The sequence below is a fragment of the Fimbriimonas sp. LA-C6 genome (genome assembly GCF_055398105.1).
On sequence record NZ_AP038796.1, the window covers coordinates 400,663 to 423,861 of the forward strand.

At 51.9% G+C, this 23,199-nt stretch carries 24 protein-coding genes; 18 read left to right on the forward strand and 6 right to left on the reverse strand.

Going from position 1 to position 23,199, the window contains the following annotated elements; genetic code table 11:
- The first annotated feature begins 17 nt into the window (after window positions 1–17).
- Window positions 18–1,289 (forward strand): monooxygenase, encoded by a 1,272-nt coding sequence (locus ACZ51B_RS01920; protein ID WP_464295543.1) that lies wholly within the window; start codon window positions 18–20, stop codon window positions 1,287–1,289.
- A gap of 44 nt (window positions 1,290–1,333) precedes the next feature.
- On the opposite strand, the gene ACZ51B_RS01925 is transcribed toward ACZ51B_RS01920, so the two are convergent.
- Entirely contained in the window at window positions 1,334–3,340 is a 2,007-nt protein-coding gene (locus tag ACZ51B_RS01925) for a beta-L-arabinofuranosidase domain-containing protein (RefSeq protein WP_464295544.1), read from the reverse strand.
- Between the two features lie 262 nt (window positions 3,341–3,602).
- Between ACZ51B_RS01925 and ACZ51B_RS01930 the strand changes: the two genes are divergently transcribed.
- Window positions 3,603–4,877, forward strand: a complete 1,275-nt coding sequence (locus tag ACZ51B_RS01930; RefSeq protein WP_464295545.1) for a sensor histidine kinase — start codon at window positions 3,603–3,605, stop codon at window positions 4,875–4,877.
- Here ACZ51B_RS01930 and msrA read toward each other — a convergent pair.
- Complete coding sequence (gene msrA, locus ACZ51B_RS01935; protein WP_464295546.1) at window positions 4,864–5,505, reverse strand: peptide-methionine (S)-S-oxide reductase MsrA; 642 nt, start codon at window positions 5,503–5,505, stop codon at window positions 4,864–4,866. The two genes, ACZ51B_RS01930 and msrA, sit on opposite strands and share 14 nt — an antisense overlap.
- 589 nt (window positions 5,506–6,094) lie before the next feature.
- Between msrA and ACZ51B_RS01940 the strand changes: the two genes are divergently transcribed.
- Entirely contained in the window at window positions 6,095–6,865 is a 771-nt protein-coding gene (locus ACZ51B_RS01940) for a GGDEF domain-containing protein (protein WP_464295547.1), read from the forward strand.
- Here the strand turns inward: ACZ51B_RS01940 and ACZ51B_RS01945 are convergent.
- Together ACZ51B_RS01945 and ACZ51B_RS01950 are read right to left on the reverse strand one after the other, a co-directional pair.
- Entirely contained in the window at window positions 6,862–7,512 is a 651-nt protein-coding gene (locus tag ACZ51B_RS01945) for an alpha/beta hydrolase (protein ID WP_464295548.1), read from the reverse strand. The genes ACZ51B_RS01940 and ACZ51B_RS01945 overlap by 4 nt on opposite strands.
- Before the next feature lie 9 nt (window positions 7,513–7,521).
- Entirely contained in the window at window positions 7,522–7,797 is a 276-nt protein-coding gene (locus ACZ51B_RS01950; RefSeq protein WP_464295549.1) for an acylphosphatase, read from the reverse strand.
- 57 nt (window positions 7,798–7,854) lie between these two features.
- Between ACZ51B_RS01950 and ACZ51B_RS01955 the strand changes: the two genes are divergently transcribed.
- From ACZ51B_RS01955 to ACZ51B_RS01985, 7 genes are all read left to right on the forward strand, one after another.
- Window positions 7,855–8,781, forward strand: coding sequence for a serine hydrolase (locus tag ACZ51B_RS01955; protein WP_464295550.1), 927 nt, complete (start codon window positions 7,855–7,857; stop codon window positions 8,779–8,781).
- Complete coding sequence (locus ACZ51B_RS01960; protein ID WP_464295551.1) at window positions 8,778–9,461, forward strand: prepilin-type N-terminal cleavage/methylation domain-containing protein; 684 nt, start codon at window positions 8,778–8,780, stop codon at window positions 9,459–9,461. The genes ACZ51B_RS01955 and ACZ51B_RS01960 overlap by 4 nt, the downstream gene beginning before the upstream one ends.
- Window positions 9,462–9,992: a hypothetical protein gene (locus tag ACZ51B_RS01965; protein WP_464295552.1), complete on the forward strand. Its 531-nt coding sequence runs from the start codon at window positions 9,462–9,464 to the stop codon at window positions 9,990–9,992.
- Between the two features lie 128 nt (window positions 9,993–10,120).
- Window positions 10,121–11,320, forward strand: a complete 1,200-nt coding sequence (locus tag ACZ51B_RS01970; protein WP_464295553.1) for a hypothetical protein — start codon at window positions 10,121–10,123, stop codon at window positions 11,318–11,320.
- A 763-nt stretch (window positions 11,321–12,083) separates the two neighbouring features.
- The gene (locus ACZ51B_RS01975; RefSeq protein WP_464295554.1) at window positions 12,084–12,215 is read left to right on the forward strand and encodes a hypothetical protein; all 132 of its coding nucleotides are present in this window, start codon (window positions 12,084–12,086) and stop codon (window positions 12,213–12,215) included.
- Between the two features lie 149 nt (window positions 12,216–12,364).
- Entirely contained in the window at window positions 12,365–13,936 is a 1,572-nt protein-coding gene (locus tag ACZ51B_RS01980; protein ID WP_464295555.1) for a TROVE domain-containing protein, read from the forward strand.
- Window positions 13,937–14,002: 66 nt separating this feature from the next.
- Window positions 14,003–15,190 carry an RtcB family protein gene (locus ACZ51B_RS01985; protein WP_464295556.1) on the forward strand — a complete coding sequence of 396 codons (1,188 nt, stop codon included), beginning with the start codon at window positions 14,003–14,005 and terminating at the stop codon, window positions 15,188–15,190.
- Between the two features lie 7 nt (window positions 15,191–15,197).
- Here ACZ51B_RS01985 and ACZ51B_RS01990 read toward each other — a convergent pair whose 3' ends face one another.
- On the reverse strand, window positions 15,198–15,812 hold the full coding sequence (locus tag ACZ51B_RS01990) for a hypothetical protein (protein WP_464295557.1): 615 nt from the start codon (window positions 15,810–15,812) through the stop codon (window positions 15,198–15,200).
- A 63-nt stretch (window positions 15,813–15,875) separates the two neighbouring features.
- On the opposite strand from ACZ51B_RS01990, the gene ACZ51B_RS01995 reads away from it, so the two are divergent.
- From ACZ51B_RS01995 to ACZ51B_RS02015, 5 genes are all read left to right on the forward strand, one after another.
- Window positions 15,876–16,370 (forward strand): hypothetical protein, encoded by a 495-nt coding sequence (locus ACZ51B_RS01995; RefSeq protein ID WP_464295558.1) that lies wholly within the window; start codon window positions 15,876–15,878, stop codon window positions 16,368–16,370.
- Window positions 16,371–16,628: 258 nt separating this feature from the next.
- Entirely contained in the window at window positions 16,629–17,414 is a 786-nt protein-coding gene (locus ACZ51B_RS02000) for a prepilin-type N-terminal cleavage/methylation domain-containing protein (RefSeq protein ID WP_464295559.1), read from the forward strand.
- Window positions 17,415–17,555: 141 nt separating this feature from the next.
- A complete protein-coding gene (locus ACZ51B_RS02005; protein WP_464295560.1) occupies window positions 17,556–17,927 on the forward strand; it encodes a PadR family transcriptional regulator in 372 nt (123 codons plus the stop codon).
- Between the two features lie 4 nt (window positions 17,928–17,931).
- Window positions 17,932–18,738, forward strand: coding sequence for a hypothetical protein (locus tag ACZ51B_RS02010; RefSeq protein ID WP_464295561.1), 807 nt, complete (start codon window positions 17,932–17,934; stop codon window positions 18,736–18,738).
- A gap of 2 nt (window positions 18,739–18,740) precedes the next feature.
- The gene (locus ACZ51B_RS02015; protein ID WP_464297161.1) at window positions 18,741–19,532 is read left to right on the forward strand and encodes a type II secretion system protein; all 792 of its coding nucleotides are present in this window, start codon (window positions 18,741–18,743) and stop codon (window positions 19,530–19,532) included.
- Between the two features lie 2 nt (window positions 19,533–19,534).
- Here ACZ51B_RS02015 and ACZ51B_RS02020 read toward each other — a convergent pair whose 3' ends face one another.
- Window positions 19,535–20,602, reverse strand: a complete 1,068-nt coding sequence (locus ACZ51B_RS02020) for an aldose epimerase family protein (protein WP_464295562.1) — start codon at window positions 20,600–20,602, stop codon at window positions 19,535–19,537.
- A 484-nt stretch (window positions 20,603–21,086) separates the two neighbouring features.
- On the opposite strand from ACZ51B_RS02020, the gene ACZ51B_RS02025 reads away from it, so the two are divergent.
- From ACZ51B_RS02025 to ACZ51B_RS02035, 3 genes are all read left to right on the forward strand, one after another.
- On the forward strand, window positions 21,087–21,914 hold the full coding sequence (locus tag ACZ51B_RS02025) for a prepilin-type N-terminal cleavage/methylation domain-containing protein (RefSeq protein ID WP_464295563.1): 828 nt from the start codon (window positions 21,087–21,089) through the stop codon (window positions 21,912–21,914).
- Window positions 21,915–21,923: 9 nt separating this feature from the next.
- Window positions 21,924–22,151: a hypothetical protein gene (locus ACZ51B_RS02030; protein ID WP_464295564.1), complete on the forward strand. Its 228-nt coding sequence runs from the start codon at window positions 21,924–21,926 to the stop codon at window positions 22,149–22,151.
- Between the two features lie 447 nt (window positions 22,152–22,598).
- The gene (locus ACZ51B_RS02035; RefSeq protein WP_464295565.1) at window positions 22,599–23,153 is read left to right on the forward strand and encodes a hypothetical protein; all 555 of its coding nucleotides are present in this window, start codon (window positions 22,599–22,601) and stop codon (window positions 23,151–23,153) included.
- Window positions 23,154–23,199: the final 46 nt, after the last annotated feature.

Below are 23,199 nucleotides of genomic sequence, written 5' to 3' on the forward strand. Positions count from 1 at the left end.
TCTAAAATAGATCGTTTATGAAAGCCGTGCTTGCTCTGATTGGTGTGTCTGCCGTTGCTGGTTTGGGGGCTGTTCTTCCTGAGCAGAAGGCTGTGAAGCCGACTTATTCTGGGCAGGTTGCGGCGATTCTGAATAAGAACTGCGTTTCTTGTCATCGACCTGGCGAGGTGGCTCCTTTCTCGCTGGTGGGTTATGAGAATGCCAAGAAGTGGTCCAAGATGGTGGCTGAGGTCACCTCTAAGAAGCTGATGCCGCCTTGGCGGGCGGTGGATCATTTTGGTGAGTTTAAGGATGTCGCGCGGATTTCTGAAGCTGATGCGGCGACATTAGCAAAGTGGGCTGAGCTGGGGGCGCCGCAAGGGAATCCTAAGCGGGTGCCTGCTACTCCCAAGTTTCCGGTTGGTTGGTCTTTGGGTGAGCCGGATATGGTGGTTGGGTTGCAGAAGCCTTATAAGCTGGCTGCTGAGGGGAAGGATGTTTATCGTTACTTCCTGGTGAAGACCAACTTTAAGGAATCTCGATGGGTTCGGGCGGCTGAGGCTAGGCCTGATAACAAGCGCGTGGTGCATCACATCATCACTTGGGTTGATACCACTGGGATGGCGGCAAAGTATGCGGAGTCGCATCAGGATGGGCAGCCGGGATATTCGTTTGAGGGTGGACCCAATTTTATTCCGAATACGATTTTGGGGGTTTGGGCTCCTGGGTTTCGGACGGTGCCGACTCCGAAAGATACGGCTTTTGAGTTGAAGCCGGGCGCGACGATTGTGTTGCAGGTTCACTACAACAAGTCGGGCAAGGAGGAGTTAGACTCCTCGAAAGTTGGGATTTACTTTGACAAGCAGCCGCCTAAGAAGGTGATGCATGTTGCTTTCCTGGATAACGGAAATCTGGCGATTCCTGCGGGTGAGACGAATTATAAGCACTCAGCGGACTTCAGGTTTGCCTCGGATAAGGTGACGCTTTATGGGGTGATGCCTCATATGCATCTGTTGGGGCGGACGATGAAGGCTGTTGTTAAGAAGGAGTCGCGTGAGGTGCCTTTGATCCAGGTGGCGGATTGGGACTTCAACTGGCAGTTGCAGTACTTGTTTAAGGAGCCGATCAAGTTGGAGGGCAAGTTCAGTGTGAACGTGTCTGCGACTTTTGATAACTCGAGCAAGAATCCTCGGAATCCGAACACTCCGCCGAAGGCCGTTTGGTGGGGCGAGGGGACTCGGGATGAGATGTGTTTGTTGGTCGTTCTGTATACGAACGACTCTGAGCCGGTTAGGCGCAGCAAGGATTGAGTTGAAAGAGGCCCTGAATCTCCGATGATTCAGGGCCTCTGGTGCTACTTCGCTTGTGGGAAGACGGTCATTCGCAATCGCGTGCTTCCGTAGGGGACCAGAGTGATCATCTCGACGGCGTCTTCACATTCGAATTTGCCTGTTGCGGGCAAATCTGGGGTGTAGCGACCTTCGCGCAGTGTCCAACCTTTGACTCTTCTCGCTGGGACCTTGATGACTACAGGCACCGTTGCAGGGTCGTATGGGTAGCCAGATGCGCCGGTTAGGACAACCTTTGCTTTGCTTGCAAAGTTGGTTGCGTCGACTGCCAGGGCATAGTTCCAGGGTCCGTTTGGACGGATGTCGAGAGCTGGAAAGTTGACTGGATCGGGTGTTTTCTTACCGCCCATCGTTGGGTAGGTCTTTGTGTCGATCGCCACTTTCTCGGCTACTGGATAGGCGTAGAGCAGCGGACCGCGCTCGACGGTGACCCCATACTCGCCCCATTGGCCTAGCTTTGCGGTCATGGGCAGGCGAAGTTGGACCTTGTCGCCGTTCTTAAACTGCCTGTTGAGGGTGGCAAACGTGCCTGGAGTGAGCTTGATGCTGACTGGTTTTCCGTTGACCTTCACCGACGGGTTACTGCACCATGCGGGGATGCGGAAGCCGAAGGGAAACTTGGCTGCGCGGGACATGCTGAATGAGAATGTGACAGTGTCGGAGAATGGGTAGTTGGTCGCTTCGGTGATGGTGACTGGTGTCTTTCCGCCGTTGACTGCTACCTTCTCCGTTGAGGGGCCGTAGAGGGCCGCGACTACTCCACCGTCTTTTCCGCTCATCCACATTCGAGCGGCGTAGTTCGGCATAAATCGGTGCACGCTGCCGGCGCAGCATTCCACGTCGTGGCATGGCCAGAAAGCCATCCAGTTTCCGCCGTAGGCCCAACCTACGCTTCCGTTGTTTACGTTGGAGTCGCCGGTGGCGATGACTTGGTTGGGACTTGAGAAGTACTGGAGGTTCTTGAAGTCTTTTGAGACGCAGCCTGGTCCGGCGTTAAAGATGGCCTTCTCGATATGGTCTGCCCAAGTTGCATCGCCGGTAGCCATGAGCAGGTAGCCAGCTGACCAGGTGTAGTCCGTGATGTCGCATGTTTCGTGGCTGCGCACGGGGTCTTTGCTGGATAGGTACTCGTTGGAACTGGGCACGCCGTCGGGCAGCATGTAGTCGCGGTCGATCTTCTTCATGGCATTTACGGCAGCATTCAGATACTGCTTCTTGCCTGTGTATGCGTAGAGGATCGCTGGTAACTTGGATTCTTCCAGGTAGGTCACGCCATGAGTAACAATCTTCTTATCTGAAAGACATTGAGACATGGTCACTTCACCTGAATCTGGAGGGTGCTGATCATGCCAGGCGTAAGCTTTTTCTGCCAACTGCAACAGTTTGGGATCGCCGGTCTTGCCGTAGGTCCAGAGCATGCCTTCGATGTTGACGATATGGCGGTGCGAGTTGGTCAGTTCCTCGACTGTGTAGGAGAGGTAGTGCTTTCTTAAAGCTTCGAGAACCTTGGGGTCACCGGTCGCCAGGTATTCGGCCTGTAGGACTCGGAAATACACGGCTAGTGGCCACTGACTGCTAAAGTTTGGGCGGCCGAGGCGACCATTCTCCATTGGATGTGCGAGAACGTAGCTGACGCCCTCGTGGACTTCCCTCAGCAGCTTCTTGTTTCCTAGTTCGTAGGCTAGGCGAATCATTCCATCTGATAGGTAGGCGGTCTGTTCGTAGGGCCACCATCCGGTGCCTCGGTCTCCGATTTGTCCAGCCCACATACAGGTGTCAAACGGATAGGACAAAACTGCTCGGTGGCCTGTTAGTCCCGAGTTTTGCCTTAGAAGAAACTCTCTTAGCCAGCCTTGTGGGACAACTGATGTGAGTGATGTTTCTCGAAACGTATCGAATCGGGCAATGGATTCTTTGGTTTTGTTAACTCGAGTGCGGTTCTTTCCCTCAGATGAAGGCGTCGCAGTAGCGGACATTAACAGAAGGAGTGCGATAGTTAATGTGTTTTTCATTCTTAATCCAACGGCGTCAGTATAACTTTGTCCATCTTCCAGAATCTATCGAAAAGAAGCCCTTCTCAGATCAAATGTAATAAACGTTGATGATTTAAATTTGATGGAGATTTTTCCGCTCTTTCTGACTCAAATTGTTAAGATTTGAGTACCGAAAAACCCGTGTTTTAGGTACATCCGACGAAAACTCCTTAACTTCCCCCCTCATTGCACAAAGTCTGTTACTCTTTATATAGTTCAAACTGCCTACGCATCTAAATCAATGGGAAATGCTGTCTCGGGTGAGGAGGGTCACCTCGGTCTCGAAAAACGCTTAGAGCTCATTGCGCGCGTCACTGCAACGGCGCATAGTACGGCTTCTTTAAGTGATCAGCTCGAAAGCTTGTGTGTCATTACGGCCGAGGCTTTCGAAGCAGATGCTTGCGTTATCCGAAAACTTGAGGGCGAACTCCTTGAGCTTCGAGCCTTTCATGGGATGCCCGACGATAAGTTGGTGTACCAGCTACGGGCCAACAGCGATGTTTCCGATCAGCTCATTAAAATGGGGCAGCCGATCCGCATCAATGACGCGAATTTTCATGCCTCATCTTCGAGCAGCGGGAGCACTTCTCGGCTTTCTTATGCTGGCGCACCTATGATTTCGGGGGATCGTGTCATGGGTGTAGTCGGGCTCTATACTCGCGACGAGCACAAGGTGTTCCGAGACTCAGATCTTGCGTACCTACAGATCATTGCTAACCATGTTGCAGTGATGTTGGTGAATGAGGAGCTTGTGGAGCAGCTTCGGGAGGCGAACGAGCAGTTGGACCAGCGCGTTGAGGAGCGCACTGCTGAACTGCGCGCGGCGAACGAAGAGTTGGAAGAGTTTAGCTATGCTGTTGCGCATGACCTCCGGTCGCCTTTGAGGTCGATCCTAGGGTTTGCACAGGTGCTTGCTGAGGATTACGGAAGCGAACTTTTGCCAGCGGTGAGTGCTCTGATTGAGAGGCAGACTGTGGCGGCTCGGCGGATGTCGTTTTTGATTGATGATCTGTTGGGGCTGGCTCGTGTTGGGCGGATCCACATCACGCGAACTGAGTTTGATATGGGGCTGCTGGCGAAGGAGATTTGGGATGAGGTGGTAGTAGGACACAGCACTCAGACCAAGTTTGTGTATGAGCCTGACACGGTTGCTTATGCCGATCGGAAGTGGTGCCGTACGATTATTCAGAACCTGATGGAAAACTCGCTGAAGTTTGCGAAGTCTTCTGAGCCGCTGATTCTGCTGTTTGGGTCGATTCGTAAGGAAGGGGCTGTGACTTACTACTTGCAGGATAACGGGATTGGGTTTGAGAATGAGCAGGCGAGTAGGATTTTCAAGCCGTTTGAGCGACTGGCCACGCGACCTAGCGCTGGTGGGTCTGGGATTGGGTTGTCCACCGTGAAGCGCGTGGTGGAGCGTCACGGTGGTCGGATTTGGGCTGATTCGGCTCCCAACCAGGGAGCCACGTTCTATTTCACTTTAGATCCGCACACGCGGGCGACTAGCCGCCCTTGAATTTGCGGGGAGCTGGGCAGGTGTTGCGTCCTGTTTTCTCGTCGTACTGCTGGTGGTAATCCTCTGCGAGATAGAAGGTGACGGCCGGTTGGATTTGGGTCACGATCTTGCCTGTTTCTCGTTTCTGCTGGGCTTTCACGCTTTCTTTGGCTTCTTTCAGTTGTTCGGCGCTATATGTCCAGATGGCGGTGCGGTATTGGTCGCCGTAGTCAGGCCCTTGGCGGTTGAGCTGGGTTGGGTCGTGCATTGTCCAGAACTCGCTTAGGAGTTTCTTGTAGGTGACGATCTTGGGGTCGAACTCTACGAGGACCGTTTCCGCGTGTCCTGTGGTGTGGGTGCAGACTTGCTCGTAGGTTGGGTTCTTGGTGGTTCCGCCTGTGTAGCCGACTGCTGTGGCGAGGACACCTTTGATTTGCCGGAACTGCTCTTCCGTGCCCCAGAAGCAGCCGCCGCTGAATGCTGCCAGTTGATGACCCGGTGCAGGCTTGGGGTTTGAGGTTGAGCGGATGCCCCCTGGGTTGGTCCCGACGTTCTTTTTAGGGACGACTGTTCCTGATTGGCCCATGCGCCCGGCAACCACCGCGGCGGTGACAAGTAAGACTCCTAATAACACTCCGATTGGCTTCATTTTCTCTCCATACGATTCTAATCTTGTTCGTGATGCCTTGGGACATGAAAATCGCTTATTGGTCTCCGACGCTCTGATCTGTATATAACTATTTACCAGTTTCCTATACGTTTCTTAGAAGGAACCTTTATGTTGCCCCGAAGATCAGAAGTAGAGGACCGAGCCACGTTTGCATCCTTTTTAAGCGAGCGATAGACATGGATCAGAACCAACTTCGTAACACGCGAATCCGCCGTTTCTGCAGGATCGATAGGACTGAATGCCTACTGAAGCCGCCTATTAGTCCGTCTAGTTCATACCGAGATGAAATCTGGAGCGTGTTGACAGCTTTCAGCTTCAAAAACCTCACAAAGATTCTTCACTTTCTGGCTCGTGGACCTAAAGAAAAACAGGTGATCCGACGATGATTAAGGTTGTGGACGCTAGACGTCATTCTTTGAAGGAGAGATGGACTTACACCCTTTTATGGGTTGGTGATCGGATGGAAGATATTGCTAACTCTGTCAGCAAGTGTTTCGGTAGGGTCAACTTGGGAGTCCACCTTAAGCCCGTTCTTAACGGGTTATTCGACGCTACATGGAGCCTTGGATTGTTAATCGCGCTTGATGCGGTTCTCAGCTGGCCCCAAGGGCTTTCCATGGGATTTGTGATTCCTGTTGGATATGCGACTTACCGACATGGCACGCGGGCCGGAGCGGGTGCTGCGGTGCTTACTCTTTTGGCTGCTATCTTTGTTGATGTTCAGCGAGGGCATGATGATTCGCCGTTGCTGATTCAGAACTTCGTTTTGAGGCTGTTGGTTCTCAGTGCGATTTTGGCGATCCTACATTCGCAACAGTTGCGCATTCGGCAGTCGAATGAAGTGGCTTTGAAAGATGCTCTCACGGGTGCTGCCAATCGGATTGGGATTGAGCGGTATGCGGGTGAGATTATCGACACTGCCATCCGTACACGCCAGACCGTGAGTATTGCGATGGTTGACTGCGACAACTTTAAGCAGTTGAACGACACTCACGGTCATGCTTATGGTGACCAGGTTCTTAAGACGCTGGTGCGTCACCTCTCGGCAAGCATCCAGAGTGGTGGCATTGTTGGCCGGTCTGGTGGAGACGAATTTATTGTGATTCTGCCTGGACGGACTCCAGAGCAGGCTCGGAAAGAGCTGAAATCGGCTCAAGACCTTTTCCGGGGAGCCACGATTCTGATGGGTGCGAAGGCGGACTTTACCTTTGGGCTTGCTGAGCTTGGCAAGAACGGAATGACCCTTACTGCCCTACTTGCTTCGGCTGACCAAGAGATGTACGACAAGAAGGTGAACCGAGAAGTGACTCTCAACCCGGTTCACACGATTGGCATCTAATTTTCGAGTTTGGTGTCGGCCTGGACTCTTAGCCAGGTCGACATATCTCGGACGCTGGGCATGGATACTTCGTGGCCCATGTTGTATTCGCGGTAGGAGACTTCGGCGCCCAATTGGTTAAGGGTTTGTCCCATTTCTCGGGCGAACGCGACTGGGAGGAGGGTGTCCATGGTTCCGTGCTGGACGAAGATTGGAAAGCCCGCGAGTCCGTCTGGCGCTTCGCTTGGGATGAGATCTTCCAGCGGGAACCCGCTCATGAGAACTGCACCGTCAACGAGTGTGGGGTCTTTGAGGACGATTCCCATTGAGATCATGGCGCCTTGGCTGAAGCCTGCGAGCCATAGGGGACCTTCTGATTCTGCTCGGAGGGCTTTCAGTTCTTGCTGCATCGTTTCTACGCTCTCGATGGCTTGTTGTCCGTCTACATTGAAGGTGCCATCTGACCAATCGACATCGAACCAGGAGAATCCGTCACTGTCCATTTGGTGGGGGGCGCGCATGGAGATGACGGTGAGACGTGGGTCGAGGTACTCGACCAGTCCGAGGAGGTCATCTTCGTTGCTGCCTAGACCATGGAGTAGAACGAGGGTGAGCGGTTTGGATGCGCTTTGACGGGCCTTATGAACTTTGCGCACGAGTGCAGACATGGATCGATTTTAACGTGTTGGGCCGATTCGAAACCGTTCATATTGTTCCGAGGACTCTTCGGGAACCCAGGTGACGGATTCGACGTTGCCTGGACCTTGCCAGAGTGCTGCTGCTAAGCCGTACAGGACCAGTTCCTGATCGTGGCACGCTACGAGTTCCACATCGCCGTTGAGACAGTTCCAGACTTCCCCAACGAGCCCGGCGTCTGTTGCTAACTGTTGGACATAGACGCGAAAGCCTACGCCTTGGACTCGTCCGGATATTCTGAATCTTCTCTTAAACAAGCGGTCGTTTCTCCACGCTTCATTCTGTCAGAACCTGGACTGTGGTAAACCTGCGAAATGCTTCTGTGGGCATTGGCAGCGGTCACGATGCACGAATTTACGTCCCAAGAACTTTCTGATATTGCCAAGGCGGTGTGTGATCGGGCTGTGGTGCGTTTTGCGTCCAAGAAGCTCACCGCGGAGCAGTTGGGTGTTTCCGTTGCGGAGGTTGATCCTCAACATCACACGTTTGTTTCTGGCAGTTTTCAGGGTGAGAAGGCTATGTATCCGGCCAGTGTTGTGAAGCTGTTCTACCTTGCCTATGCTTGCGATTTGATCGAGCACAAGAAGTTGGCGCTTACTCCTGAGTTTGAGCGTGCTGTCCGGGACATGATTGTGGAGTCGGTGAATGACGCGACTGGGCTTGTGCTGGAGACGATTACTCAGACGACCGGTGGCCCTGAGCTTCCTCCTAAGGAGTTGGAGGGATGGATGAGGAAGCGGCAGGCCGTGAATGAATGGTTTGCTCAGAAGCGTTATCAAGGGGTGAATGCTTGCCAGAAGACTTGGAATGAGGGACCTTATGGGCGCGAGCGGCAGGGTTATGGGAAGAACTTTGAACTTCGGAACTCTTTGACTCCGAACGCCTGTGTTCGGCTGATGGCGGAGATTGCGACGGACAAGATTGTTGGGTCTGCTCAGTGCTCTTTCATGCGGCACTATCTCTCCAGAACGATTCTTGCGGATGACAAGGCGGCGGGTTATCAGTCTAGAGAATTTACTGGCAAAGTGCTTCCGAGTGGTTCTAAGTTGTTCTCCAAGGCTGGATATACGGATTCGGTGCGCCATGACGTGGCATACTTTGTGCTTCCAGACAATCGGGAGTTTGTGTTTGCGATCTTTACCAAGGGGCAGTCGGATACCGCCGACCTTATCCCCAGTATCGCAGCTGAATTGTTGAGAGGATTGAGAGTTTCTGGCGTAAATAACGAAAGACCGAAATGAACCGACGCCAGGCATTTACCCTTATTGAGCTGCTCGTAGTGATTGCGATCATTGCGATTTTAGCGTCTATCCTCTTCCCTGTTTTCGCCCGCGCCAAGGAGGCTGCTAAGAAAGCTTCTTGCTTGCAGCAGTTGCGACAGATTGGGACGGGGTTTGCTTTGTACCTTGGGGATTCGGACGATCGATTTCCAGATGCTCGGGATATCAAAGCTTCTCTGCGGGGGACCGACACTTGGTCTTGGCCCACTTCTGACCCTCGCGGGGGTTGGGCGACTGTGGTGCTTGATCCGTATATTCGGAATGGTCAGATATGGACGTGCCCTAGCCTGAGTGGATTGGGCATTGCCGAATTGCCACAGGTGAGGCAGGTCTCCGAGAAAGGGACTTCGCGATACTGGCTTTGGCGCTTTGACCACTTTGACCCCACCAAGATTGAGCTTGACAACCTTTGGGCCAAGACCCCTGACCAAGCCGTGACCGATATCCGCGCTGCGAATAATCCGCTCGATGGGTATCCGGATAGCGTGGCCGATGTAGAAATTTGTGTTGATCCTTACTTCCCTAACATCAAACTCGTTCAACCCACCTTGCGTGGGCTTGCCGTTCACTCTGGTGGACGCAATCGTCTTTTCTTGGATTTCCACGCCAAGTGGATGCGCGACATCAGGACAAATCCTTAAGTGAAAGGCTTTGTTGCGCTAGAGCTTGACGATGCAACGCTGACCGTTGCGGTTGAGACTCAGAAGAAGCTGCGGGCTTCGATTGAGCGGCAGGGAGTGCGATTTACTCCTAGTGATCGGCTTCAGGTGGTTCTTGCTACTTGGGACTTTGCAGACCCAGAGGAGTTGGAACGCATTTCTTCTATCCTGAAGGGTTACTCGCTCCCTGCTGAGGCCAGCCTTGTTGGGTTGGTGGCTGGGCCGGTGGCTGATCGACCTGCCTCGATAGACCTTGAAGTGAAGATTCCTGATGCGGAGAGCTTCTTGACTGAACTGGCATTGAAGCTGTGCGAGGTGACTCCGTCTGATTTGCCTAAGCGGAGTCTTTTGGTGAACCTGGTGCGGGTGTCTCCTCCTTCGAAGAAGATTGGGTATTTGGTTAAGCCGTTGCTGGCTCAGTTGGTGCCGGAGATTGTTGGGTACTGGCGGCCTACGACTTTGTCGCTGAATGTTCAAGAGCCTACGGGTGGCGTGATTAAGACTAAGTTCTAGTACGTGAACGAATTTTGGTCGTATTTACGTCTAGGTGTCGGGATCTTGTAGGGGTATTCGGCTGGCGTGTATTCCCTTCATTGCAAGCGCGTCTTTAACGAGATCGTACATACCCGGGCTGAGTATCTATGAAATCTAGACGACTTGACACCCGCGAGAAATATTGGCGACTCGTTCTTTCATTTTCTCTGATTGCCTGCTTGGTTATCAGCTGCAATTCCAGTGGGAACAATGAGGTTAAAGTCGCACCTGATGATTTCAAGCTTGTGCTGTTTCAGCAGATTAATATGTGCGATTTGCGGGAGCCTGCTATTGCTGAAGTCTCGGCCACTGATCGGAGAGATTATTCATGTATTTTACTGCTCCATGCGGTGAATGCGAAAACAGGGTTGCCCTATCAGGGAGATGCAAAGGCCGCCCTAAGTGCGCGTGTTGGAGGCAGAATTATTCAGAATGCAGAGTCTCCTTTGATGGAGACGGTGAAGAAGAGTTGGACGAAACGGTTTTGCTTTCCTCTGCCACTCGACAGTGGCGGCGAGAAGCCGATTTTGCACATCACATATCCTTCCGGCAAGGTTGAGGACATTCAAATTGATGTGATTCCGAAAGCACGGGTCTATTTGGAACCTTCGCGAAAGAGTCACTCTGAGTTTCGAGCGATGCAGATTCGGGGCCATGACGAAACGCACGTTAGCATCACTTATTTTGGAGGTTTAGGTCCTGATCAAAAGATTCGGCTTGAACCTATCCAGTCCACATACCAAAAAGATGGGCCACGTTTTATCAGTGAGAACTTAGACAACCATGGGGATGGAATTACGTGTATAGCACCAGAAGGAACAAGGCAGCTCAAGTTCCGGGCGACTATTGTCAATGTTATTTCTGATGAAAGGACTCTTCTGTTTCCTTTAGTGAGTCTGACGGGTAAGCCTGAGAAAATGACTGTTTCTACTCCAGGAACGGTTGAGCATGTTGACGACCGTTGCAAGTGGATTGCGGATATAGAGGTTTCCACTCCCAAAAAGACAAAGGCGGGCGCGTTTGTGTTCGACGTGAATGTGCGCCGCAAAACTCTATTTGAGGTGCCAATTGAAACATCCGAAGTGGTTTGGGATCGCGAGATGGAGTGGCTTGGCCCCTCACCAAGTCACCTTGGCCTTAACTATCTCAGATTCAACGGTAGCCCGATTGGGAATTCAAACGCTGTAGCAATCCCAACTGTGAGCACTAGATCTATCGTCATGAAGATAAAAGCAAGGTACAAGCGGTTTGTGCCGCTGAAGTCGTGGACCGAGAGCATTCCGGTTCTTCCTGTGGCTAAGCGTTAGGCTTTTAAGTTTGTGATGGTCGGCCCTTTTGTGGTGGTGAACCTTGATGCTCTACCCATGTTCTGATTGTTTGTCAGAACTGACACTTTGCTTTCCGAAACGCGCCGGAATCGACTGGAGTAGGTGCTTTTCTTCGGCCTGATGGACTTTTTTGTTAAGAAACTTCGAAAAAGGAGTGGGACCCACTTGCAATTGCCGGGGAGGGTCTCGCATACTTTTCTCTCTGTTGGTGGAGAAATCTGCTAACAAAGTTTAGAGCCGCTGGTTTGGGTTATCACACCAATGAACAGCCCCAGGCCAAAACCTTGCTCTGAACAATCATAGTTCGGATGTTTCGCAAATGTCCGACGTGACTCAACTGTCCCTTGTGGACCGATTGACTAGGTTATCGCGCTGTGGGTCGCTGGTTCGAATCCGGCCTTGAGTCTGAGAAGATTCTTGTAGCTCAGTGGATAGAGCAACAGTTTAGCTAGTCAGATCACTTGTCTTTGAGAACAGAAAAATAGTGGACCGATTGGTATGGGTTATCGGCTTCGTTAGTTGGTTCAAGTCCAACCTGCAGTAGTGCTGCAACGCCGTGGGGCTAGCGAAAATATCCAGCCAGACAATTTGTCTACTGAAGCAATTTTATAAAGGCGTGGACCGAACGCAATCGTAGGTCGCTAGAGGAAATGCATAACTCTATCGGCAGGCGATTCACTCACTTGTCCTCGTATCGACCGCATACCTACTCATACATAAGAACAAAACAAAAGGAATCGACATGAAGAAGCAAACCACACACACAACAGTCATCTATCGGGGCACGTATGGCCTCGGTAGTAAAGCACTGTGCTTCGCACCCATGTCATCCAACGACGAACCCCCTGCCGGGGACGCGCTCCAAATAGCCTAAAGGCTTACTTAGGACCGCCTCTCCAGCACGGAGCGGGCGGACTTCAAAAGTAGTCTCTCTTCCCGCTCCCTCAACCTGACCGCCTTGCGCCAGAGATTTGCGCAAGCCCGCTCGACAAGCAAGAAGCTTGTCACTTTGAGGTGAATGGAATGATCTATAGCAAAATTTGGAATAAGAGGAAGACCTCTCAGTCGCAGTCGATCCCAGGATCGGAGCAAGTGCCGAACAACGCCGGTGGTTTTGTTTGGACGCTGAATCCATGGGCTGTTCTTGACCGGTTCTTGATCCTTGGAAGCGAGGGTGGAACTTATTACGTCAAGGAATCGAAACTCACACTTGACTGCGCTACTAAGATCATTGCACTCATTCATGAGGACGGTGAGCGGGTTGTCCAGAAGGTGGTTGAAGTTAGTTTCGGTGGACGTGCTCCCAAGAATGATCCGGCTGTGTTTACGCTTGCGCTTTGTGCTTCGCTTGGCGATGAGAAAGTGAGAGCTGCTGCGCTTCATGTGTTGCCGATGGTTTGCAGAACTGGAACTCACCTTTTCCAGTTTGCAGAGGCATGCAACAACATGAGAGGCTGGGGTCGGGGGCTTAAGAAGGCGATTAGCGGTTGGTACAACGGCCGATCGGTGGAGGATCTTGAGTATCAGTTGGTGAAGTACCAGTCTAGAAACGGATGGTCGAACCGTGACTTGTTAAGGTTGTCGCACCCTAAGCCAGCTTCTGAAGCTCACGGAGAGTTGTTCAAGTGGGCTTGTGGAAAGGGCGAGGCTCCGAACATGCCGAGAGTTCAGGCGATGGAGATGCTGAAGGCTGCTCAGACGAGTGACCAGGTGGCGGAGATCATTCGCTCCGCGGCTCTTCCGAGAGAAGTGGTACCGACTGAGTGGTTAACCAAAGCCGAAGTTTGGGATGCGTTGTTGGACAACATGCCGATGACTGCATTGATCCGCAACTTGGGGAACATGACCAAGATCGGGTTGCTTGAGAGACAGAGCTCTGCGACAGCGAAGGTGGTCGGGCAGTTGATGGACTACGACAAGTTGCGGAAAGCGCGTGTGCACCCGATGACTTTGTTGATGGCGATGAAGACGTACCAGAGCGGTCGCGGACTCCGTGGAAGCGGAATGTGGGACCCGGTACCGATCATTGTGGACGCATTGGATCAGGCGTTTTACGCTTCTTTTGCCAATGTGCAGGCTACTGGGAAGCGGATGATGCTTGGGATTGACGTGTCGGGTTCGATGACCTATTACAAGGCTGCTGGTTCTGCCATTAGCGCTTGTGAGGTTGCGACGGCCATGGCGATGGTTGCTGTGGAGACGGAGAAGAATGTTTCAGTGCTTGGTTTTGCGAGCGAGTTTCGGCCTCTTCCGTTGAAGCGTGGGATGACGCTGAAGGATGCGATGAAAGTGACGACTGACAACGCTTTTGGAAGCACAGACTGCGCGGTGCCGATGCTGTACGCCGCTAAGAACAAGATCCCTGTGGATGTGTTCGTGGTTTATACGGACAACGAAACTTGGGCTGGGAACATTCATCCTTCGCAGGCGTTGGAGAGATACCGGAAGGTGATGGGAATACCGGCGAAGTTGATTGTGGTTGGAATCACTGCGACGGAGTTCAGCATTGCGAATCCGAACGATCCGGGGATGTTGGACGTTGTGGGATTTGACACTTCGGTGCCCGAGGTGATGGCTCACTTCATGACTCAATAGTGCCTCTGCGGAGGCACAGACCGGTGGTTTGGCTGCGGCCAGGCCACCAAGGAATCAGTTTAGACAATGAATTTAAAGACTTTTGGACCGGTTGAAGATGCTGTTCTTCAACAGATCGAGACCTGTGGGAAGGAGGCTTCGTTTGGTGTTCTGTGCGCAGATAACCACCTTGGATACAGCCAGCCGATTGGGGGAGCGGTCGCTTATAAGAAGCACATTTCGCCGAGCGGTGTTGGGTACGACATTGCTTGCGGAAACAAGGCGGTTCTGACGGACGCGATGGTGGCGGATGTTGACATTGCGAAGGTGATGGATGACATTGCTCGTCTAATTGGGTTTGGAATGGGACGCCCGAATCCGGAGCCGGTTGAGCATGAGGTTTTAGACAAGATCTATAAGGCTGAGTTTCGGCCTCAGCGGAAGATGTGGCAGACGGCTCGGAACCAGTTGGGAACGGTTGGGTCTGGGAACCATTATGTGGACCTTTTTGGCGATGAGTTGGGTCGACTTTGGATCGGGGTTCACTTTGGATCGCGCGGGTTTGGGCATAAGACTGCTTCTGGGTTCTTAGCTTTGGCTGCTGGGCTGCACTTTGAGGAGCATGCTCCTGAAGGGGAGATGCACTCTCCGCCAGTGTTGTTTGAGGTGGATAGCCAGCTTGGGCAGGATTACCTTGAGGCGATGCATCTTGCTGGAGACTACGCTTATGCAGGTCGGGATATGGTTTGTGCGAAGGTTCTGGAGATCTTGGGTGCTACCGAGTTGGAGTCGATTCATAACCATCACAACTTTGCTTGGCGTGAGACTCACTTTGGTGAGGATGTTTGGGTGGTTCGAAAGGGCTGCACTCCGGCATTTCCTGGTCAGGCTGGATTTGTGGGAGCCAATATGGGCGATAGCTCGGTCATTTTGGAAGGCGTGGATTCTGAGGAGTCGAAGGCAGCTTTGTACTCCACGGTTCATGGCGCTGGACGGGTGATGAGCCGGTCGAAGGCTGCGGGGCGGTTCCGTCGGACCAAGCAAGGTTACATTCAGTTGAAGCCTGGCGTGGTTGATTGGGAGGCTGTGCAGGCTCGGATTCGGGAGCAAGGGATTGAGTTGCGTGGTGCTGGTGCGGACGAGGCACCGGAGGTTTACAAGTCCTTGCAAGAGGTCTTGGGATACCACGGGGAGACCGTTCGCGTGAAGCATTTGCTACAGCCAGTGGGCGTAGCGATGGCTGGAATGGACGTGATTGATCCTTACAAGGATTGACATGAATCTAGCGGGGCTGGATCTTTTTCATGGTGAAGGAGACAGTCCCGTCTTCGGCAGTTAGTTTGCCTTCCAAATTAATTGGCCATGCTGTTTTGAGGTCTAGAAGAGAGGTGATCGTTAGTTTTCCTACCTTTCTCTCGCCTACTGAAAGATCGGCTGTCATTGTGTATTTATAGCCATCTCCTGCGTAGCGGGACATGTACCCACTCCCGTTGAGTGTTTGGTTGGTTGAGATGGCAAGGTTGTTGAGATCGAAGTGTCCTCCGCTATCCCACTTGGGTGGTATGTACCATCCGACTATGGGCAGGAAGTAGAAATCGTTACGTCCACCCAGGACTATTTCTGCCGGCATTCCGGTTGTTTCTACGTCGAAAGCGCCGAGACCTAGGCGAGCTGTTTTGACGGTCCGGTCATCAAATTTGGTCTCTGCATTGAGCAGGAATATCTGTAGCTGCTTAATGTCCGGTTTGACGGTCCCTATCTTGGCTTTCAGGGTGTAGGTGCTGGTTCGCTTGCCGTCTGCGCCGGCTGAATTGAGCTCGACCGTGTAGGAGGCTTCGAGCTTTGGATTTAAAGATCGCTGAATATCTACTGCAGACTGAACAATGAACAATGGCATCCGTCTTTACGACGTAGCGGAAACCTAAAGTGGTTCATTAGCTTTAGGTAACGTGGGAGAGTCATGAAGCACGTTCGATCTTTACTCGTTTTATTGAGCATTGCCGTTCTCATTACAAGTTCGGTAGCGCAAGGCAGACCTGGCGGCCCAGGAGGTCCTGGTCGGCCCGGCGGACCTGGAGGCCCCGGGGGTCCTGGTGGTCCCCGCAGACCGCTTGATCCTAAGGAAATGGCTGAGCGCCGAACCAAGGCTCTCACGAAGGAACTCAGCTTGACGACTGCTCAGCAGGCTAAGGTGAAGGCTGTGATCCTCAACTCCATGACTGCTCTCAAGAAGACGTTTGATGCACACAACCCGAAGACGGATATGCGTGCGGAGTTTAAGAAGAGCAACGAGGCGACCACGGCGAAGATCAAGAAGCTTTTGACTGCTGCTCAGGTTAAGAAGTACGAAGCTTACGAGGCCAAGATGAAGGCTCGACGTATGCGGGGCGGACCTGGTGGTCCAGGAGGCCCTGGTGGACCTGGCGGGCCTGGACGACCAGGCGGCGCTCGCTAAGCGTTCGTTTTCAAGAGTCAGCGGCCCTGCTTGGAGTACCGAGCAGGGCTTTTTTGTGTCTTAAGGACCTCTTAAATTTGCTGTTATGTGACGTGATTGGAGATTGTAATTGTCATCTCTGGCTATATGTCGTATATTAAGACGTCGCGATTTCATGTGTCGCCAGCCATGGTAAAGAGGACATAGGCGTTCCTAGCACTGGCAGGGAGACTCAAGCACTTGTTTGCTCCATTTATTTCACGAAGGAATCGAATATCTATGAACCCTATTCAGCGCAAGAGAGACGGCTTCACACTTATTGAACTGCTCGTCGTCATCGCCATTATTGCTATCCTTGCGGCCATTCTCTTCCCTGTTTTTGCGCAGGCGAAAGAAGCGGCTAAGAAAGCCAGTTGTCTATCGAATACCAAGCAGATCTCACTCGCAACGATCATGTATGCAGGTGACTACGAGGACACGATTTATCCGATGCAGTACGCCTTCAACGACGGCACGAACAGTGGCCAGCGGTTTTGGTTTGCTCAGAAGATTGATGGCGTTGATACCTGGGACTTCAATCAGGGGTTGTTGGGACCTTACATGAAGAACGGCAAGATCATTGACTGTCCTTCTGCCGCTACTCTTACCAACGGTAGTACGGACATGCCTGTGGCGTATGCGGTGAACCAGTTCCTATTCTTGGATCCGAATTCTGGCTTCCGATCCGTTAGCTTTACGTCTGTTGAGATGACGGCTGAGACGATTTTGATGGGCGATGCTGCAGCCATGTTCGGTCCGAAACTCGCTCGTTACAACATTCTTTGGGTGAATGGTGGTCCTTTCTATCTTCACGCGCTGCACGGCGGCGAACAGACGAATGTTGCTTGGTTGGACGGACATTCCAAGTCTCACAAGTTGTATTACAGCACGGTTGACCAGTGGGGCATCAGCGCCGCTACGCTGAAGGCCAATAAGCTGGGAAGCTTGTTGAAGTACGGTAAGGAAGATCCCAACAGCCCGATGTTGAGCGACAAGGATCAGTATTACTACAAGCTGACAAAGTAACCCAAAAGCAACATTGCATCATTAACGCCACAAGATATATGAGCCAAACATTAAATTTGGCTCATATTTTCGCTAGTTCCGTAATTTATTCGTAATGCAGCGGCAAGTGCTCGGTTAAAATAGGCAGGCGAATTGTGCACCATGGCAAAGCGGACTTCCGATACCTCCCTCACCAACCTACTTAAAGGCAATACCAGTGTGTTTGTGCTTTCTATCTTGAAAGAAGGACCGAGCCACGGTTACGCGATCTATTTTGAGATCGCGCGCAGGTCGAACAACATCTTGCAGTTTAAGCAAGGAACCGTTTACCCATTACTTCACGTCCTCGAAGATGAGGGCCTCATCACAAGTGAGTGGCAGGAGCTCACCCCAGGAAACCGTCGAAAACGACGTGTGTATTCCATCACGGAAAAGGGGCTGGCTGAACTGACCAACAAACTTGACGCTTGGCGGGTATTTAGCCAGGCAATGATAGACCTCACGGGAGTGGAGCCAGGTGTCAAGAGAACGTAACCCTTTGGGTTTCGATTTTTGCGACTTAACGATTGCGCATTGCGCTGGCTTCGACGTCTACGTTCAAGAACTGTATTTCTACCTTGAGGGGATTGTCCCTGAGGAAGACATTGTTCGGTTCATCGAGGAAACCGCTGATCACCTTGAATCTCTTTATGAAGAGACTCCGGAAGATGCTTATGACGGCATGGAGCCGATGGCTTTTCTGGCAGGTGAATATGGTTCTCCTCGGCAAGTTTCTGATGACTTCATTGAAGCTTGGTTCACCAAACCTTCCCGCTTAGGTGCTTTGGAGAAGCGGATAGGACCTGGCGCGGTGCAGGTCTTGGCGTTGTTTGGTATGGCTGCGCTTGGGTACTGGATTCTGTTGCAGTTTCGTGTGTTTCTGCCTTCGAACTCCGCTTTTCATCTTCCTTGGAGTCCCAGCCAGATTCGCCGGTATTTCCCTGAGCCGTTGCCCTTCCCAGACTTCTCCCTCCAGTTCTTGTTGATGACTGGGGCGCCCTTTGTGGCTCCGCCATTGCTCGGATGGGTTATTGGGCGCATCGTGCATGTGCGGCCGTATCAGGCCGTGTATGGTGTGTTGATGCCGATGATCGTGGCGAGCTACATCATTGGGATTCTGTTGCTTCCCATCACGGATGGCCTGATCTTTGCGGTGATTCAGACTGTGTATTGGTTACCTGTGGGGTGTGGGACTGCTTACCTTTCTGCTGCTCTTGATCGACGAGCTCGATATAAGCGTGTGCAGAAGCACCTGCAGATGGCGTTGGGTACCGGGTTGCACGAAGTGAAGGAGAGCGTAGCTTGAGGTTGCGGCGCAAGGGGTTTAGCCTCATGGAAGTGCTCGCGGTGACCGCCATTATTGGAACGCTGGCTTCTTTGCTGTTCCCTGTTTTTGCCAAGGCGAAGGGAGCTGCTGAGAAAACAAGCTGTATTTCCAACTTGAAAGAGCTCTCTTTGGCCGCCCATATCTATGCTCAGGACAACGACGATCGGCTGTTTCCTTTTGGGTATGAGCAGGGTCCGAAATACGTGACTTGGTGGGGTGAGCTGACGAACGGGGATGCTACTGGAGGCCTTCTTTACCCATATACCAAGAGTGGGAAAATCCGTGCTTGTCCTTCTGCTTTGGACTTACCCAATCAGGCGTTTTACTTCTACACCATGGGATATGGGATGAACTTCCGGTTGTTTTATGGCTATGCGCCGGAGCCGTTTATGTCTTTTCGAACGGTGGCGATGACGCAGATTGAACGGCCTACTGAGACACTCCTTGGCGGGGATTCTGCGAACTGGAGTTTTGACAGGAAGATTCCTGTGGGGCATCCTTGGCTATATGGCGATGGATGGAGCAGTCATTTTCAGAGTCGGCATGCGGGTGGTGTGGCGAACGTGCAGTGGATTGACGGGCATGTGACTGCTGAGCATTTGTACTACCATGTGGCAGTGCAGGGTGTTGGTCAATGGACTGTAGACCCGAAGGATTTGAAGGCTAGCAACCTTGGGGATCTGTTGCGGTACCCAAGAGAAGATCCCGAATCGAGTGTGAACAGCATTCGGGATCAGTTTTACTATTTGATTCAGAAGCCCGCTGGGCTCTGAGTTTAGAAAGCTCGGAACTTGTAGATGGTCGTGGAAGTGTATGGGTGTCCGGGCCGGATGACAGTGGATGGGAACTCTGGCTTGTTGGGAGAGTCTGGGTAGTGCTGAGTTTCTAGACAGAACGCCTTTCTGTGGGATGCTACGTTGTTGCCCTTGGCGATGAAGGAGCCGTTGAGGAAGTTTCCGCTGTAGAACTGGACGCCTGGCTCGGTGGTCCAGCACTCCATGTGTCGTCCTGATGTGGGTTCTGAGACTTCTGCGGCTAGGCGGAGGCTTCCAGCTGGGCCGTTGACGATGAAGTTGTGGTCGTAGCCGATGCCGAATTGGAGCTGTTCGTCGTCGAATTCGATGCGTGCGCCGATGGCTGTGGAGGTTCGGAAGTCCATGGGTGTGCCTGCTACGCTTCGGATTTCACCGGTTGGGATGGAACCAGCGTCGACTGGTGTGAAGGCGTCGGCGTTGAGGGTGAGAAGGTGGCCCAGGCAGTTCTCGCAGGTGGGGCCTCCAAGGTTGAAGTAGGTGTGGTTGGTGAGGTTGGCGACGGTTTCGGCTTCTGCGGTGACCACGTAGTCGAGGTGGAGGGCGCTTTCTTCCGTGAGGGTATAGGTGACTTTTGCGGTGAGTCGGCCTGGATATCCACCTTCGCCGTCTTCGCTGACACAGGTCATGGCGACTGCTTGGCCGTGGACGGAGTGGACGATTTCTGCGTCCCAGACCTTCTTGTCGAAGCCTTTTAGGCCGCCATGGAGGTGATTGTTACCGTTGTTGATTTCGAGTTGGTAGGTGTTTCCACCGAGGGTGAATTTGCCATTGGCGATTCGGTTGCCATATCGACCCACTACGGAGCCGAAGTAGGGGCTGCCGTTTACGTACTCCTGGAGGGTTGGATAGCCTAGGACGACGTCCTCGTATTTGCCCGCACGGTCTGGGGCGGTGAGGGAGATGATGATGGCACCATAGGTGCACAGTTCAACCGTCATGCCTTTGGAATTGGTGAGAGAGAACTTCAAAACGTCTTTCCCATCCACTTGTCCGAACACTTCCGGACCCACTCCTTGTAAACCGCTCATGATGGGGATGTTACTGCATGGAGGGGTTGGCTGGTCTAGCTTGGTGTTCGCAGTACTGTTGTTGTGGTGGATGCCGGGTGATTAAAATCTTGTTAAGGTCGCGAATTCGGTCGGGTCTCTGACTCTTTTTAGTTTCGCATTTACCCATTTAGGTCAATCACTGATTGATTTCGATCAAGTTGATGGCTGCATCGAACTAATTACTCAGTTTAATTTCTCTTACATATGCGTTTCTTTGCATGTTTCATTAAGGCTTAATTTACACGTATTTGCGACTTGTCTCGCGATGTTAGGTTCATTTTCAGCTCGTTCAACGATAAGTAAATTGACAGTTTCTTGTCGCTTCTTTTTCCATTAGAAACAAACTCCGGCTTTTATTCCAGGTGCTGTGGACTAAGTTTTGCATTTGGATGTTTCAAGTTTCATCCTTATAATATTCACCGAGCCGGTAGCTCGGTCCCTACTTTTAATCTGGAGCTAAGCAATGTCGCAAAACTTAACTTTTCGCAGTTCAAACAGATCTAAGGTGCAAGCCTTCACTCTGATTGAACTTCTTGTTGTCATCGCAATCATCGCCATCCTCGCTGCAATTCTGTTCCCTGTGTTTGCACAGGCTAAGGCTGCCGCGAAGGGTGCCGCAACCATCTCAAATCTGAAACAAAACGCCCTGGCCGTTTCGATGTATGCAAATGACGCCGACGATACGGTCGTGCTCACATGGCAAGGAGACTACGCTGCAATCCAATTGCTTTACCCGTATGTCAAGAGTATCGACATCGCCTGGGACGTAAATGGCGGAATTCCGAATTTCGTTGGTGGACGACCGATGCCAGCAGGCTACTGGGGAGATTGGACTTATACCGGAACCCTTGGATGGTCAAACGGCGGAATGACAGTCCCAAAGAATGGATATGCTCCACGAGTAATGAGTTCACAAGAACACGTTGCGGAGTTGATGATGATGGCATCCTGTAAGACCAGCAACCCACAGGGATGCTTTGCGTTCACGGAAACACAGCCATCATGCTTTAACGCTGTTCAAGGTCGATGGGAAGATCCCCAAAGCCCAGGACTGGCTGCTAAGACTTGGCATAATGGTGGCGTCTCAAGTGCCATCATGGATGGTCATGCAGTCCTGGCTAAGGGAATGATCTACACTGCCCCAAAGAACGACTGTGATGCACAGACATCAGCTTGGTGGTCTGGCAAATCAAGCCAAGGCGATTACACCCCTAACAATGAGTGGTCAACATTCTATCTCACACCACGCGTACTCAACTTCTGGGGAACCTGGTGGGATGGAACTAAGTAGTTCACACGCATGAAGAAACAAGTTAGCCCTACCACAATTGCAATCGTTGTTGGCGTAGTCATCGTCGTAATTGTTGTCGCTGGTATCTTGGCTTTCAAGCCTGGAGACGCTGGCCCACCTATCAAGCCTGTACCTTACAAGAGGCCTGCTGGCTTCAGCGGGGGGCCAGGGATGAAACCCGGCGGGGATAATCCTATTGGTGCGCCTGCGACACAGACTGGCGAGACACCCAAATAACTCAAGCCAATATAAGCCGTGGATGCAATCACATCCGCGGCTTATCTTTCTACCAAGTACATTTCTCAACTGGCACAATTCGTTTCCGCTAAGAGAAATGAAAACGACCGCTTTTTAGAATGCTCACAAACAAAATGCGACAGCGACTTGACAGCATTTGCACAAGCTCAACGTCACACTCTCAACTGAAACTGAATCACCCGTGACGCATTTTGCCAGTCATCAATGGAGAGGGATCCACAAGATTAGTGCAGTTCAGAGTACACCGAGTAGGCACAAATACCTATAAGCAAATAATGATTAGTCAATTGCACTTTTTTAGTAATAAATTACCCATTGTGGAACTTAAGATCCACAAAGGAGTCTCTATTGAAAATCTCGACCTTAGTCTTTCTCGTATCGGCGTTAGCTTCCCAAGTTTCGGCAGGCACTTATCACTATGTGAGCATGACGGAAACTTCTTGGAATCCTCTTGGCGGGACGTGTACACGAGAGATCAACAATACAAATCACACTTTCAAGCAGACGGTTTACTATAATCCGTACCATTTATTCAGCGGTCAGGCACAGTGTCAGCAGTCCATCACACTCAAGGTCTCGTGGACACCTAGTTACCCTGGCGAACCTGCCCCGCTCTCGGGAATTGTTGGTGTTAACTCAGACACCGCTCTAGACTGCATTGCATCGTCTTGGTACGGAACTCCCGTAAACGCGATGCTGGTCGTAGGCTTCGGTGTCATCCCGACGTGGGCGATGAACTTCACTTCAACTCTTACGGCCGCCGCTCCAAGCGATCATCAAACAGAGCATGTCGAGAACTACCCATATGGTGGGCTAACGTTTGCACAAGAAGGCAATGACTGGGTTGGGACTGGCATTCTCACGCCAAGTACTTCAATTGGCTTTAACGCCTTTCTGGGTGGACACAGTGCGTTGCCACTTATGGCTGGCTCGCAGCACATCGCTAAGATTGCATACGTTAACTCCGAACCCGTACTGTAAGTCGAATCTGGAATTGAACAGTTCGGTGAATGACAACTTTCATCCG

What these genes read in the sequence shown, in the direction of transcription:
- ACZ51B_RS02005 (WP_464295560.1), top strand. Translation starts at nt 17,556, where the DNA reads ATGGCAAAGCGGACTTCCGATACCTCCCTCACCAACCTACTTAAAGGC.
- ACZ51B_RS01925 (WP_464295544.1), bottom strand. Translation starts at nt 3,340, where the DNA reads ATGAAAAACACATTAACTATCGCACTCCTTCTGTTAATGTCCGCTACT.
- ACZ51B_RS01995 (WP_464295558.1), top strand. Translation starts at nt 15,876, where the DNA reads ATGAAGCACGTTCGATCTTTACTCGTTTTATTGAGCATTGCCGTTCTC.
- ACZ51B_RS01980 (WP_464295555.1), top strand. Translation starts at nt 12,365, where the DNA reads ATGATCTATAGCAAAATTTGGAATAAGAGGAAGACCTCTCAGTCGCAG.
- ACZ51B_RS01920 (WP_464295543.1), top strand. Translation starts at nt 18, where the DNA reads ATGAAAGCCGTGCTTGCTCTGATTGGTGTGTCTGCCGTTGCTGGTTTG.
- ACZ51B_RS01970 (WP_464295553.1), top strand. Translation starts at nt 10,121, where the DNA reads ATGAAATCTAGACGACTTGACACCCGCGAGAAATATTGGCGACTCGTT.
- ACZ51B_RS01945 (WP_464295548.1), bottom strand. Translation starts at nt 7,512, where the DNA reads ATGTCTGCACTCGTGCGCAAAGTTCATAAGGCCCGTCAAAGCGCATCC.
- ACZ51B_RS02020 (WP_464295562.1), bottom strand. Translation starts at nt 20,602, where the DNA reads ATGAGCGGTTTACAAGGAGTGGGTCCGGAAGTGTTCGGACAAGTGGAT.
- ACZ51B_RS02030 (WP_464295564.1), top strand. Translation starts at nt 21,924, where the DNA reads ATGAAGAAACAAGTTAGCCCTACCACAATTGCAATCGTTGTTGGCGTA.
- ACZ51B_RS02035 (WP_464295565.1), top strand. Translation starts at nt 22,599, where the DNA reads ATGACGGAAACTTCTTGGAATCCTCTTGGCGGGACGTGTACACGAGAG.
- ACZ51B_RS01985 (WP_464295556.1), top strand. Translation starts at nt 14,003, where the DNA reads ATGAATTTAAAGACTTTTGGACCGGTTGAAGATGCTGTTCTTCAACAG.
- ACZ51B_RS01960 (WP_464295551.1), top strand. Translation starts at nt 8,778, where the DNA reads ATGAACCGACGCCAGGCATTTACCCTTATTGAGCTGCTCGTAGTGATT.
- ACZ51B_RS01990 (WP_464295557.1), bottom strand. Translation starts at nt 15,812, where the DNA reads ATGCCATTGTTCATTGTTCAGTCTGCAGTAGATATTCAGCGATCTTTA.
- ACZ51B_RS01975 (WP_464295554.1), top strand. Translation starts at nt 12,084, where the DNA reads ATGAAGAAGCAAACCACACACACAACAGTCATCTATCGGGGCACGTAT.
- ACZ51B_RS01930 (WP_464295545.1), top strand. Translation starts at nt 3,603, where the DNA reads ATGGGAAATGCTGTCTCGGGTGAGGAGGGTCACCTCGGTCTCGAAAAA.
- ACZ51B_RS01955 (WP_464295550.1), top strand. Translation starts at nt 7,855, where the DNA reads ATGCTTCTGTGGGCATTGGCAGCGGTCACGATGCACGAATTTACGTCC.
- ACZ51B_RS02025 (WP_464295563.1), top strand. Translation starts at nt 21,087, where the DNA reads ATGTCGCAAAACTTAACTTTTCGCAGTTCAAACAGATCTAAGGTGCAA.
- msrA (WP_464295546.1), bottom strand. Translation starts at nt 5,505, where the DNA reads ATGAAGCCAATCGGAGTGTTATTAGGAGTCTTACTTGTCACCGCCGCG.
- ACZ51B_RS02000 (WP_464295559.1), top strand. Translation starts at nt 16,629, where the DNA reads ATGAACCCTATTCAGCGCAAGAGAGACGGCTTCACACTTATTGAACTG.